General features: G+C 71.7%; 10 protein-coding genes. All 10 read left to right on the forward strand.

All coding sequences use genetic code 11. From position 1 onward, the window contains the following. The 10 genes from ACZ43N_RS39395 (at nucleotide 1) to ACZ43N_RS39440 (ending at nucleotide 13,807) form a co-directional block, all read left to right on the forward strand. Nucleotides 1–1,011, forward strand: coding sequence for a carbohydrate ABC transporter permease (locus tag ACZ43N_RS39395; protein ID WP_468104229.1), 1,011 nt, complete (start codon nucleotides 1–3; stop codon nucleotides 1,009–1,011). Continuing rightward, nucleotides 1,011–1,919 (forward strand): carbohydrate ABC transporter permease, encoded by a 909-nt coding sequence (locus ACZ43N_RS39400; protein WP_468104230.1) that lies wholly within the window; start codon nucleotides 1,011–1,013, stop codon nucleotides 1,917–1,919. The genes ACZ43N_RS39395 and ACZ43N_RS39400 overlap by 1 nt, the downstream gene beginning before the upstream one ends. Nucleotides 1,920–1,926: 7 nt before the next feature. After that, on the forward strand, nucleotides 1,927–3,192 hold the full coding sequence (locus ACZ43N_RS39405; protein WP_468104231.1) for a 6-phospho-beta-glucosidase: 1,266 nt from the start codon (nucleotides 1,927–1,929) through the stop codon (nucleotides 3,190–3,192). Nucleotides 3,193–3,275: 83 nt separating this feature from the next. Next, nucleotides 3,276–4,232, forward strand: coding sequence for an N-acetylglucosamine kinase (locus ACZ43N_RS39410; RefSeq protein WP_468104281.1), 957 nt, complete (start codon nucleotides 3,276–3,278; stop codon nucleotides 4,230–4,232). A 270-nt stretch (nucleotides 4,233–4,502) separates the two neighbouring features. After that, nucleotides 4,503–5,987 carry a hypothetical protein gene (locus tag ACZ43N_RS39415; RefSeq protein ID WP_468104233.1) on the forward strand — a complete coding sequence of 495 codons (1,485 nt, stop codon included), beginning with the start codon at nucleotides 4,503–4,505 and terminating at the stop codon, nucleotides 5,985–5,987. Nucleotides 5,988–6,022: 35 nt separating this feature from the next. Further along, complete coding sequence (locus tag ACZ43N_RS39420) at nucleotides 6,023–7,060, forward strand: glutamate ABC transporter substrate-binding protein (RefSeq protein WP_468104235.1); 1,038 nt, start codon at nucleotides 6,023–6,025, stop codon at nucleotides 7,058–7,060. Nucleotides 7,061–7,102: 42 nt separating this feature from the next. After that, nucleotides 7,103–8,428 (forward strand): hypothetical protein, encoded by a 1,326-nt coding sequence (locus ACZ43N_RS39425; protein ID WP_468104237.1) that lies wholly within the window; start codon nucleotides 7,103–7,105, stop codon nucleotides 8,426–8,428. A gap of 68 nt (nucleotides 8,429–8,496) precedes the next feature. Then, the gene (locus ACZ43N_RS39430; protein WP_468104283.1) at nucleotides 8,497–10,998 is read left to right on the forward strand and encodes a serine/threonine-protein kinase; all 2,502 of its coding nucleotides are present in this window, start codon (nucleotides 8,497–8,499) and stop codon (nucleotides 10,996–10,998) included. A gap of 3 nt (nucleotides 10,999–11,001) precedes the next feature. Continuing rightward, nucleotides 11,002–12,318 (forward strand): PP2C family serine/threonine-protein phosphatase, encoded by a 1,317-nt coding sequence (locus ACZ43N_RS39435; RefSeq protein ID WP_468104239.1) that lies wholly within the window; start codon nucleotides 11,002–11,004, stop codon nucleotides 12,316–12,318. A 142-nt stretch (nucleotides 12,319–12,460) separates the two neighbouring features. After that, nucleotides 12,461–13,807 carry a vWA domain-containing protein gene (locus ACZ43N_RS39440; protein WP_468104240.1) on the forward strand — a complete coding sequence of 449 codons (1,347 nt, stop codon included), beginning with the start codon at nucleotides 12,461–12,463 and terminating at the stop codon, nucleotides 13,805–13,807. Nucleotides 13,808–13,866 lie beyond the last annotated feature (59 nt).

The raw sequence follows: 13,866 nt of genomic DNA on the forward strand, positions 1-13,866 counted from the left end.
ATGGCCGCGCACACACCTACGCGCACCCCCGCGCACACACCTACGCGCACCCCCGCGCACACCCTGCGCGCGTCCACGCGCGCGCTCCGCGCGAAGCGCCGCAGATCGGCTCTTCGAACGGTGGCCTTCCTGTCACCGTGGCTGATCGGGTTCGGCGTCTTCTTCGCCTATCCGCTGGTGTCCACCGTGTACTTCTCGCTGATGAAGTACGACGGTTTCGGGATCCCCGCCTTCCGCGGCCCGGGCAACTGGGTCTACGTCTTCGAGGACTACCCCCTCTTCTGGCCGGCCCTGCGCAACACGCTCTGGCTGGTGCTGGTGATGGTGACCTGCCGCGTGGTGTTCGGCCTCGGCGTCGGCCTCCTCATCACGAGGATCAAGACCGCCACGGGCGTCTTCCGGACCCTCTTCTATCTGCCCTACCTCGCTCCGCCGGTCGCGGCGACGCTGGCCTTCGTCTTCCTGCTCAACCCGGGCACCGGGCCGGTGAACTCCCTCCTCGACGGCCTCGGGCTGCCGGCGCCGGGCTGGTTCACCGACCCGGCATGGTCCAAGCCCGCGCTCACCGCGCTCGCGCTGTGGGGGGTCGGCGACCTCATGGTCATCTTCATGGCCGCACTGCTCGACGTGCCCAAGGAGCAGTACGAGGCCGCCGAGCTGGACGGGACCTCGGCGTGGCAGCGGTTCCGGTACGTGACGCTGCCGAACATCTCGCCGATCGTGATGTTCGCCGTGGTCACGGGCGTCATCCAGACCATGCAGTACTACACGCAGCCGCTGGTGGCCGGGAAGGTGGCCTCAGGGATCATCGGCGGCTCCGGGCAGCAGTTCGAGCCGGGGTACCCGGACAAGTCGACGCTGACCCTGCCCCAGCTCGTCTACAACCTCGGCTTCCAGCGCTTCGACTACGGCGCCGCCTGTGTGGTCGCGCTCGTGCTGTTCGCGCTCTCCATGGCGTTCACCGCGCTGCTGATGCGGCGCCGGGGCGGACTGATCGGAGCGGCCGACTGATGTCCCGGGTACTCGACAAGCCCGTACGCGTGGACGCGGCCACGACACGGTCCGGCGGCTCCGGGAGCGAGCGCGCGGCCCGCCGCCGGGCGGTCCTGGAGTGGATCGCCGTGCACTCGCTCGGCGTCGCCGCCGCGCTCTTCTTCACCCTGCCCTTCGTGTTCGTCGTCCTGACGTCGCTGATGAGCGACCAGCAGGCGCTCACCCGGGATCTCGTCCCGGAGACCTGGGAGTGGGGCAACTACCGGCAGGTCCTCGGCACCCCCGGCTTTCTGACCTGGTGGCGTAACACCCTGGTCTACGCGGGCCTCGGCACCGTCCTCACCGTCGTGTCGTCCGTCCCCGTGGCGTACGCGCTCGCCAAGTTCCGCTTCCGGGGCCGCAATCTGGCGCTGATGCTGGTCATCTCGATGATGATGCTGCCGCCGCAGGTCGTCGTCATCCCGATGTACCTGTTCTGGGCCAAGCAGCTGGACCTGTCGGGCTCGCTCTGGCCGCTGATCGTCCCCATGGCGTTCGGGGACGCGTTCTCGATCTTCCTGCTGCGGCAGTTCCTGACGACGATCCCGAACGAGTACCTGGACGCGGCCCGGGTGGACGGCTGCGGCGAGCTGCGCACCCTGCTGCGGGTCGTCCTGCCGATGGCCAGGCCGGGCATCGCGGCCGTGGCGCTCTTCCAGTTCTTCTACGCCTGGAACGACTACTTCGGCCCGCAGATCTACGCCTCCGAGAACCCCGCCGCCTGGACCCTGTCCTACGGCCTGGAGTCCTTCAAGGGCGCGCACCACACCGACTGGAACCTGACCATGGCCGCGACCGTCCTGGTCATGGCCCCCGTGATCCTCGTGTTCTTCTTCGCCCAGAAGGCGTTCGTCGAGGGCGTCACCCTGACCGGAGTAAAGGGTTGATACGCATATGAAGCTCACCGTGGTCGGCGGAGGATCGACCTACACACCCGAACTCGTGGACGGGTTCGCCCGGCTCAGGGACACCCTGCCGGTCGAGGAACTGGTGCTCGTCGACCCGGCCGAGGAGCGCCTGGAGCTGGTCGGCGGCCTGGCCCGCCGGATCTTCGCCCGCCAGGGGCACGGCGGCCGGATCGTGACGACCGCCGACCTGGACCGGGGCGTCGAGGGCGCCGACGCCGTCCTGCTCCAGCTGCGGGTCGGCGGGCAGGCCGCCCGTGAACAGGACGAGACCTGGCCGCTGGAGTGCGGCTGCGTCGGCCAGGAGACCACCGGCGCCGGCGGCCTCGCCAAGGCGCTGCGCACGGTCCCGGTCGTCCTGGACATCGCCGAACGTGTCCGCCGCACCAACCCGGCCGCCTGGATCATCGACTTCACCAACCCCGTGGGCATCGTGACCCGCGCGCTGCTCCGCGCCGGGCACCGGGCGGTCGGACTGTGCAACGTGGCGATCGGGCTCCAGCGGAAGTTCGCCGCTCACCTGGGCGTCGCCCCGGCCGCCGTCCACCTGGACCACGTGGGTCTGAACCACCTCACCTGGGAGACAGGTGTGCGGCTCGGCGGGCCCTCGGGCGAGGACGTCCTGCCGAAGCTGCTGACCGGCCACGGGGACACCATCGCCGCCGACCTCCGCCTCCCCCGACCCCTCCTCGACCGCCTCGGCGTCGTCCCCTCCTACTACCTGCGCTACTACTACGCCCACGACGAGGTCGTACGGGAACTGCGCACGAAGCCGTCGCGTGCCGCCGAAGTGGCGGACATGGAGCGCCGGTTGCTCGACATGTACGCCGATCCGGCCCTCGACGAGAAGCCGGCGCTGCTCGCGAAGCGCGGCGGCGCGTACTACTCGGAGGCCGCGGTGGACCTGGCGGCGGGCCTGCTGGGCGGGACCGGAAGCCCGTACCAGGTGGTGAACACGTACAACTCCGGGGCGCTGCCCTTCCTCCCCGCCGACGCGGTGATCGAGGTCCAGGCGGCTGTGGGACCGAGGGGCGTCACCCCGCTGCCCGTCCCGCCCGTGGACCCGCTGTTCGCCGGCCTGATGGCGAACGTGACCGCGTACGAGGACCTGGCCCTCGACGCGGCCCTGCGCGGCGGCCGCGACCGTGTCTTCCGCGCCCTGCTGGCCCACCCCCTGATCGGCCAGTACGCCTACGCCGACACCCTCACCGACCAGCTGATCGCACACAACCGGGAGCACCTCGCGTGGGCGTGAGCGACTCAGGAACGGGGGGCGGCGCGGTCGCGGGCCCCGTCGGCGGCGTGGGATCCGTCGGCGGTGGACGTCGGCGGGCCGGTGTGCTCGCGGTCGACGCAGGAAACAGCAAGACCGATGTCGCGGTGATCGGGTCCGGCGGGGAGGTGCTGGGGACGGCTCGCGGGGGCGGGTTCCAGCCGCCGGCCGTGGGGGTGACCGCGGCCGTGGACGCCCTCGCGGAGGTGGTGCGGGAGGCGTTCGCCGCGGCCGGGGTCACGGCCGTCGAGCATGTGTCGGCCTGTCTCGCCAACGCGGACTTCCCCGTCGAGGAGGAGCGGCTGGCGGCCGCGCTGCACGCCCGCGCGTGGGGCACGTCGGTGGAGGTCCGCAACGACACGTTCGCGATCCTGCGGGCCGGTGTGGCCGAACCCCGGGGCGTGGCCGTGGTGTGCGGCGCGGGCATCAACTGCGTCGGCATGCGCCCCGACGGCCGCACCGCCCGCTTCCCTGCCCTCGGCCGTATCTCCGGTGACTGGGGCGGCGGTTGGGGCCTGGCCGAGGAGGCGATGTGGCACGCGGCCCGCGCGGAGGACGGCCGGGGCGGCCCGACCGCGCTGGCGCGGACCCTGCCCGCGCACTTCGGCCTGGGCTCCGTGTACTCCCTGATCGAGGCCTTCCACCTGGGGCACATCCCGAACCTCCGCCGCCACGAACTGACCCCGGTCCTCTTCGCCACGGCGACGGCCGGTGACCCGGTCGCCGGTTCCCTGGTAGACCGGTTGGCCGAGGAGGTGGTGTCCATGGCAACGGTGGCGCTGACCCGCCTGGACCTGCTGACCGAGGAGACCCCCGTCCTCCTCGGCGGCGGCGTCCTCGCCGCCCGCCATCCCCGCCTCGACGCCCGGGTACGCGAGCTGCTCGTCGACGCCGCACCCAAGGCGACCCCCCGGGTCGTCACGGCCGCCCCGGTCCTGGGGGCCGCGCTGCTGGGCCTGGACCGGCTGGGCGCGGAGGAGGAGGTGCACGCGCGCCTACGGGCCCACTTCGAAGCTCCTTGAACCGCCCCTCCCCCCGACACCCCCTCCGCGTACACGTTCGAACCGTGCGGGAACCGAACCCACCCGGCAGGCGTATTCATGGGCAGGGGGTGGTGCGGGAAGCCTTCCGTCACGCGGGAAGTCGCCCGGTGTGGCATCCAAGACACGATCGGGGAACAAGATCGAGTCAAGGCCTGTGCGGATGTCAGTCCCGGCGGCGATACTTGCGGCCGTGCACCTCTGCCCGGGTCCCGGGCGGAAGTGATGGACGGATGACCAGGGGGAGGTCAGGTGACATACACGCCGAAGGGCAGCGCGCCGCCGCCGGCACCGCCCGCGGGACCGGGCACAGGCCCCTCCGTGCCGCCCCAGGCCACACCCGCGGCGCCCAGGTCCCCCCTGCCGTCCCCCGCGCCGGACGGCGGTCCGCCCCGCCGCACGGCGTTCGCCGAGGGCCTCGACCAGTTGCGCGCCGCCGCGACGACCGAGCCCGGCCGGCTGCGCATCATCGGCGCCGTTCTCGCCCTGCTGGTCGTCGCGTTCGGCTCCGTCACCGCCTGGCAGATGAACGACCGTGCGACGGCCGCCGATGACGTCCTGACGAGCAGCCAGCCCCTCAGCTCCGCCGCTGCCGGTGTCTACAGCTCCCTCGCCGACGCCAACACGGCGGCCTCCAGCGGCTTCCTGGCGGGCGGTCAGGAGACACCGGAGTCACGCGCGAGATACGAGCGCGAGATCGGGGAGGCCGCCAACGGCCTCGCCACCGCCGCCGCGGCCTCGGAGCCCGGCTCCGAGTCCGAGAAGCGCGTCGCCGAACTGAACGCCCTGCTGCCGAAGTACAAGGGCCTGATCGAGCGGGCCCGCGCCAACAACCGGCTGGGCTACCCGCTGGGCGGCGCGTATCTGCGGTACGCGAACAGCATCATGCAGGACCAGATGCTGCCCAAGGCACAGAAGATCTACAACAACGAGAACCGGCGGCTGAGCGACGACTACTCCGACGCGACGTCCTACCCGTGGGCCGCGATCGCCCTCGGTGTCGCCGCCCTCGGCGCCCTCGTCCGGGCCCAGCGCCGCAACTACCGGCACACCAACCGCGTGCTGAACCACGGCCTGGTCGCGGCGACGGCCGCCTCCACGGTCGTCCTGCTGTGGCTGGTCGCCGGCCACACCCTCGCCCGCTCCGGTCTCAACGACTCCTACGACCACGGCGTACGCTCCCTGACCGTGCTGAACGACGCCCGCATCGCCTCCCTCAAGGCCCGTGGCAACGAGAACCTGACACTGATCAGCCGGGGCGCGGAGACCGAGGAGAACGAGAAGGGCGTCGTCGTCGACAAGTTCGACCACAGGTTCACGACGGAGATGAAGACGCTCGCGTCGCAGCTGGCCACCGCCGGGCGGCTCGCCGACGACGACAAGGGCGCACAGCCCGTGAAGGCCGCCGTCGCCAACATGGACGTGTGGCAGGACCGGCACCGCAGCGCCCGTACGGCCGACGAGGAGGGCAAGTACCAGTGCGCCCTCGACCAGGTGATCGGCGGCACGGCGACACCGGACTGCGAGGCGGGCGACAAGCCGACGGGTGAGTGCTTCGACAAGGTCGACGACAACCTGAACACGGCGCTCAGGCATGAGAAGAGGGAGTTCGAGCAGGCGGCCAGGGGAGGTCTGGACGCGATGACCGGGCTCCCCGTCGGCGCCGCCGTCCTGGCCGTGCTCGGTGCGGCGGGCGCGGTGCTGGGCATCGGGCGCAGGCTCTCGGAGTACCGATGAGGCCGGCGGGAGGGAACACGGTGGAAGGAGGAGCGATGGAAGCGGTACGACGCCTGCGGGCAGGCCTCAGGGGCTGGGGCGGCGTGGGCGCGATGGCGGTCCTCTGCGCCCTGACCGTGGTCTTCGCACTGGTTCTGCCGCTGAGCGGGACCCGCGGCCACGGCCCGGCCGGCACCGGCGGCCAGGGCGTCGCTCACGGCGAACAGGTCCGGGCGGACGACTGCAAGACCAAACGCGACCCGCAGAACCGCAGCCTCAAGCCCTCGTCGGACGAGTCCGGCCCCACGATCACCAGGATCAAGAAGAACGGCTTCATCACGATCGGTGTCGACCAGAACAGCTACCGCTGGGGCTACCGCGACCCGAACAACACCGAGGGCAAGGCCGAGTTGGAGGGCTTCGACATCGACATCGCGCACCGCATCGCCAAGGAGATCCTCGGTGACGCGACGAAGGTGCGCTTCCGTGCGATCCCCACCAACCAACGCATCAAGGCGATCCAGGAGGGGCAGGTCGACATGGTGGTCCGCACCATGACGATCAGCTGCGACCGGATGAAGGACGTCGCCTTCTCCCAGCCGTACTTCAGAACCGGCCAGCAGGTCCTGGTCCCCAAGTCCTCGTCCATCAAGGGCTACGACAAGACGCTGGCGGGCAAGAAGATCTGCTCGGCCAGCGGTTCCACCGCGTGGGAGACCCTGGACGCCGACCAGGACTCGGGCAAGCTCGTGGCCTCCGCCGACATCACCTCCGTCAACCCGCCGAACCAACTCGACTGCCTGGTGCGGCTCCAGCTCGGCGAGGTCGACGCGGTGGTCACCGACGGGGCGCTCGCCGCGAGCCAGGCGGCGCAGGACCCGACGGTCAAGCTGATGGGCGCGCCGTTCACCACCGAGTACTACGGCGTGGCGATGAATCTCAAGGCGGACGATCTGGTACGCCGGGTCAACCAGGTCCTGGAGGACTACCTCAAGGACGGCTGGCAGTCCTCCTACAAGGAGTGGTTGTCCGCGACCCTCGGCGAGGACTCCACGAAGTCCCTTCCGCCACCCGACCAGAAGTACCGGGACTGACAAGGCAAGTTGACCGACACCGACAGCAGCGAGAGGTGATCGATGGGCGTCGCGGGATCCACCGGGCCGGTGATGGACCGGGACGAGGTGGACCGTGCGCTGGCGCGGCTCGGCGCGGAACACGAGGCCATCGAGACCTCGCTCCTCGCCCTCCAGGACCACGCGGGCCGCAGACTGCTCGAAGGTGCCGAGCTGACCGGCGTCACCAAGGAGCGCTGGGAGGCCACGGAGGCGTCGATCACCCTGCTGTGGGCGTACTTCGACGCGTACTCGGACGCGCTGCGCAGCGCCCGCGAGATCCGTTCGCGCCGCCGCTGGTCCAGCCGTGAGGACCTGGTGGAGCTGACCGAGCTGCTGCGCGGCGAGGCCGTCACCGTCGCGGGTTCCGCCACCGCCATGGCGAACGCGCCGACGCTCCAGGGCGCCGGCCGGCTCAGCGAGCAGTTCTCCCTGTCCACGCTGGTGGACCGGATGAACGAGCTGTACGCGTCGTCGCTGGACATGGTCGTCGCCGCGGACGCGGTGTGGTCCGCGCTGCCCGCCCGGATCGATTTACTGGCCGCCGAGCTCCAGCGCACCCGTCAGCTCGCGCACTCCGTGGGCGTACGCCCCGGCGAGCACCCGGCCGGCGACGACCTGGAGCGGATCACCCGCACCCTGACCAGGCTCCGCGAGGAGGTCATCTCCGACCCGCTCGCCTACTGGCTGCCCGCACCGGGCAGTTCGGCCCCCGGCGGGGGCCGCCCGGACACCTCGACGTACGACCGTGAGGCGCGCGCCCTGGACGACGTACGGCGGGAGATCGAGGCGGTACTGACGGTCCGCCAGGACGCCGAGGCGCGGCTGGTGAAGCTGCGGGACGTGCTGAGCCGCGCGGACCGTACGCTCGCCGAGGCGCGCAGCGCCCGCGGAGAGGTGCTGGCGAAGATCGCCGCGACCGAGGTACCCGTGGTGAGCGGCCCGCCGACGGTGCTCCAGGAGCAGTTGGCGCTGGCGGCCGAGTACCGCCGACACGGGCAGTGGCACCGGCTGTCCCCGCTCCTGGAGTCCCTGGAGCAGAAGGCGGACGACGAACTGCTCCGGGCCCGCGAGTCGTTGACCGCGGTCACCGCGCCGCTGGCGGTCCGCGCCGAGCTGCGCGGCCGGCTCGACGCGTACAAGGCGAAGGTCGCCCGGCACGGTCTCGCGGAGGACTCGCTGCTGGTGGAGCGGTACGACGTGGCCCGCCGCATGCTGTGGAGCGCCCCCTGCGATCTGCGCGTCGCCGAGCAGGCGGTGCTGCGCTACCAGCACGCGGTGGCGGAGCTGCTGGGCACGCCCGTGCCCGGCCGGCGGGAGCCGCAGGACCGGGGAGGGGAGAAATCGTGAGTCAGCCGGCAGGAGAGGTTCCGCAGCAGTCGTGCCAGCGGCCCGGTTGCTCGGGGTCGTACGAGGACATGGGCGGCGGCGAGCTGTACTGCGACACCTGCGGTCTGGCGCCGGTCGTCTCGGCCGGCGGCATGGTCTCCTCCCCGGCCACGGGCATCACCGGAGGACGGGGCTCGCGCGGCTCGGGTTCCAGTTCGCGTTCCTCGCGGTCGTCCGCGCGCTCCTCCCAGTCGCGGCGCTCGGTGTCGGGCCGGCTCTCGCGCGCCCTGTCGGGCACGTCGACGGGCCGCTCGGTTTCGGTGCGCAGTTCCGGGAAGACCGCGAGTTCCTCGGGGCGGGCCCGGCTCGGTGTCGGTCTCGTCCAGGTGCCGGATGTTCCGCGCCCGGACCCGCGCTCGATGGTGCTGGAGACCGCCGAGGTCCCGGAGCGCAAGCGGTTCTGCTCGCGCTCGGACTGCGGGGCGCCGGTGGGGCGGGCGCGCGGTGACCGGCCGGGGCGCACGGAGGGCTTCTGCACCAAGTGCGGCCACCCGTACTCGTTCGTGCCGAAGCTGCATGCCGGTGACATCGTGCGCGGCCAGTACGAGGTCGTGGGGTGTCTCGCGCACGGGGGTCTGGGCTGGATCTATCTGGCGATAGACCGGGCGGTGTCGGACCGCTGGGTCGTGCTGAAGGGCCTCCTCGACACCGGGGACCAGGACGCGATGGCCGCCGCGATCTCCGAGCGCCGCTTCCTCGCCGAGATCGAGCACTCCAACATCGTCCGCATCTACAACTTCGTCGAGCACCTCGACCAGCGCACCGGTTCGCTGGACGGGTACATCGTCATGGAGTACGTCGGCGGCAAGTCCCTGAAGGAGATCGCCAACGGCCGCCGCACCCCGGACGGCCGCCGCGATCCGCTGCCGGTCGAGCAGGCCTGCGCGTACGGCATCGAGGCGCTGGAGGCCCTCGGCCACCTGCACAGCCGCAACCTGCTGTACTGCGACTTCAAGGTCGACAACGCGATCCAGACCGAGGACCAGCTGAAGCTGATCGACATGGGCGCGGTGCGCAGGATGGACGACGACGAGTCGGCCATCTACGGCACGGTCGGCTACCAGGCGCCTGAGGTCGCCGACGTCGGCCCGTCCGTGGCGTCCGACCTCTACACGGTCGCCCGTACGCTCGCGGTGCTCACCTTCGACTTCCAGGGCTACACGAACGTCTTCGTGGACTCCCTGCCCGACCCGGACAACATCGAGGTCTTCCGCCGGTACGAGTCGTTCTACCGGCTGCTGGTCCGGGCCACCGACCCCGACCCGGCCCGCCGGTTCGCCTCCGCGCAGGAGATGTCGGAGCAGCTCACAGGTGTGCTCCGGGAGGTCGTGTCCCTCCAGACGGGCCGCGCCCGTCCGGCGCTGTCCACGCTCTTCGGCCCGGAAGTGAAGGTCACGGACACGGAGTTGTTCGCGGAGCTCGACGGGGAGGTGTCGCGACTGGGGACACGGCCGCTGCCGTCCGGGAAGGCCCTACGACCGGGCAGGGCGGCCACCGGGAACGGAGGTTCGGCCACCGGTACGCCGGCCCTGCTCACCGGCGGCCCGGACCTGTCCGCCGCCACGCGGCTCACCAAGCCCGTGGACACCGCCGCGGCGGCCCTCGCGCTGCCCGTCCCACGGGTGGACCCTGGGGACCCGAACGCCGGGTTCCTGGCCGGTCTCATGACCTCCGCGCCCGCCGAGCTGATCACGGCGCTGCACGCGGCGCCCACCGGCTCACTGGAGCTGCGGCTGCGGGAGCTGCGGGCCCGCCTGGAGATGGGCGAGTTCACCATCGCGCTGGCCACGCTGGACGCCCTGGAGCGGGACCACCCCGACGACTGGCGGGTGGTCTGGTACCGGGGCGTGGCCGCGCTCGCCACCGGTGACCACGAGAACGCAGCGCTGTCCTTCGACGCGATCTACGACGCCTTCCCGGGCGAACCGGCCCCCAAGCTGGCCCTGGGGCTGTGCGCCGAGGTGCTCGGGCAGCTCGACAACGCCGCCGAGTACTACCGTCTGGTGTGGACGACCGACCCTGGCTTCGTCAGCGCCGCGTTCGGGCTCGCCCGGGTGCGGCTGACGGCGGGGGACCGGCAGAACGCGGTGAGCGTCCTGGAGTCCGTGCCGGAGGCGTCCATCCACTACACCGCCGCCCGGGTCGCCGCCGTCCGGGCGCGGCTGAGACACCGTACGGAGACGACGCTCGCGTCCGGGGCCGCCCCGGGCGCGCCGTTCCTGGACGACCTGACCGCCGCCGCGGGCCAGGTCGAGGCGCTCGGCGGGTACGGTCTGGACGCGGTGCGCCGCGAGCAGTTGTCCACAGAGGTCCTCGGCTGCGCCCTGGACTGGGTACTCTCCGGTAGCCAGGGTGCCGTGCCCCCGGCGGGCGGCGAGCGGATGCTGCTCGGCAGCGCACTGGACGAGCGTGGCCTCCGCTTCGGACTGGAGCGGGCGTACCGCACGCTGGCCCGGCTCGCGCAAGGCGGCGAGGAGAGGATCGACCTGGTGGAACGTGCCAACCGTTACCGCCCCCGGACGTGGGTGTAGTTCATGTCGCAGATGCCCCAGCCGACCGCGCTGACGAAGTGCCCGATCTGCGAGTGGCCCCTCGCCTCGGACGACCGCTTCTGCGGTGCGTGCGGCCATGACCTCTCGGCGGTGCCCGCACCGCCGGAGGACCACCCGACGTTGACGATGAACGGGGCGGCGGGTGACGTGCCGGACGAGGCCGCGCCCGTGGCCTGGCCCGTCGCGTCCGAGCCCAGCTCCGACACGCCCCCGCCGGTGGTCCGCCCCACCGACATCCCGGGCACCGACTCCGGCGGCGGCGAGCTCTCCGGCCACGGCCGCGGTGTTCGCTTCGACCGGCCCAGTGAGCCCGACGAGTACCCGCTCGCCGCGCCGCAGCCACCGGACCCGCGCACCACCGACCTCGCGACCCCGCCGGCCGGTATGAAGCTGTGCGTGGCCTGCCGCGCGGGCCATGTCGACCGGGACGGCTACTGCGAGAACTGTGGCCACGCCCAGCCGCGTGAACGCGACCACATGGAGCAGGAGTTGGGCGCGGTCGCCGCGGTCAGTGACCGTGGCCTGCGCCACCACCGCAACGAGGACGCGTTCGCCGTCTCCTCGACCGCGCTGCCCGACGGTTCCCCCGCGGTCGTCGCGATCGTCTGCGACGGTGTGTCCTCCGCGACCCGCCCCGACGACGCCTCGCTCGCCGCGGCCCGCGCCGCGAACGAGACACTGCTGGAGTCCCTGCCGCGCGGCACCCACCCGCAGCAGGCGATGCACGACGCGATCGTCGCCGCGTCCAACGCGGTGAACGCCCTCGCCGGGGAACCGGAGACGGCCCAGGAGCACGCCCCGCACCAGAACGCGCCGGCGTGCACCATCGTCGGCTCCGTCGTCACCCCGAACCTGCTCGTCGTCGGCTGGGTCGGCGACAGCCGCGCCTACTGGGTGCCGGTGGACCGTGGCGCCCCCTCGGCCCGGCTCACCGAGGACGACTCGTGGGCCGCCCAGATGGTGGCAGCGGGACTGATGAACGAGGCCGAGGCGTACGCCGACGAGCGCGCCCACGCGATCACCGGCTGGCTCGGCGCGGATGCGTACGAACTGGAGCCGCACACCGCTTCCTTCAAGCCGGACCGCCCGGGTGTAGTGGTGGTGTGCACCGACGGACTGTGGAACTACGCGGAGGCCGCCGAGGAGATGGCCGAGGCCGTGCCCCTCGACGCGGCCCAGCGCCCTCTGCACTGCGCACAGGTTCTGGTCGGCCGGGCCCTGGACGGCGGTGGCCACGACAACGTAACAGTGGCCGTCCTGCCGTTCCCGGCCCCGCCCCAGGGGGCAGGATCGGCCTGAGGACGTTCGCGGGGCGGGGACTCGCGGGCGCCTCGGCGGCCGGACGGGAACGGCCGACGGACCGGAGGGGACCGGTCCGGGCACAGGCACGCACAGTCATCACCCCACGTGCTGTGGGGCCGCTAGGGGGAGCAGAGTAGGCATGGCCAATTTCTCGAAGTCGAACGTGCCGCAGTTCTCGGTGGACGTGTACCAGAACGAGTACCTGCCGGAGGGCGGCCGCGAGGTCAACGCGATCGTGACCGTGAGCGCGACCGGCGGCGGCACCGTGGGCAGCGCTGTCACGGCACCGCACCTCTACTCGCCCGGACAGGGTCCGTCAGCCGCCGTGGCGATCATGGTCGACTGCTCGGGGTCGATGGACTACCCGCCGACCAAGATGCGCAACGCCCGCGACGCCACGGCCGCCGCGATCGACACCCTGCGCGACGGAGTTCACTTCGCGGTGATCGACGGCACCCATGTGGCTCGCGAGGTCTACCCCGGCGGCGGCCGGCTCGCCGTCGCCGACCCCGCCACGCGGGACCAGGCCAAGCAGGCGCTGCGCAGGCTCAGCGCGGGCGGCGGTACCGCGATCGGCACCTGGCTGAGGCTCGCCGACCGCCTGCTCGCCTCCGCCGACGTCGAGATACGCCACGGCATCCTGCTCACCGACGGCCGCAACGAGCACGAGTCGCCCGAGGATCTGCGGGCCGCGCTGGACGCCTGTGCCGGACGGTTCACCTGTGACGCGCGGGGAGTGGGCACCGACTGGGAGGTCAAGGAGGTGACGGCGATCGCCTCCGCCCTCCTCGGCACCGCCGACATCGTCGCCGACCCGGCCGCGCTGTCCGCCGACTTCACCCACATCATGGAGGCGACCATGGGCAAGGAGGTAGCGGACGTCGCCCTCAGGCTGTGGACACCGGTCGGCACGCAGATCAAGTTCGTGAAGCAAGTCGCCCCCACCGTCGTGGACCTGACGGACCGTCGTACCGAGGCCGGCCCGCGCGCCGGGGACTATCCGACCGGCTCCTGGGGAGACGAGTCCCGGGACTACCACGTGTGCGTCGAGGTCCCGCCCGCCTCCCTCGGCCAGGAGATGCTCGCGGCCCGTGTGTCGCTGGTCATCCCACAGTCCGACGGCGGCGCGCAGAACCTCGGCGCCCAGGGTCTGGTGAAGGCCGTGTGGACCGACGACATGGCCGCGTCCACCTCGATCAACCCTCAGGTGGCCCACTACACGGGCCAGGCCGAACTGGCAGAAGTCATCCAACAAGGCCTGGATGCCCGCAAAGCGGGTGATATCGACGGCGCGACAGCCAAGCTCGGGCGGGCCGTCCAGCTCGCGAGTGTGTCGGGCAACGCGGATACTGCGAAACTGCTTGCGAAGGTGGTGGACGTGGTCGACGCGGCGACAGGTACTGTGCGACTGAAGGCGAAGGTCACGGAGGCCGACGAGATGACTCTCGAGACCCGGTCCACAAAGACTGTTCGTGTAAAGAAGTAGCAGTAGCAGTAGCCGAGAAGTACCGGAATACCGAGTAGTACCGCTGCGAGAGAGCCTGG

This window comes from Streptomyces sp. NPDC030814, from assembly GCF_055572155.1.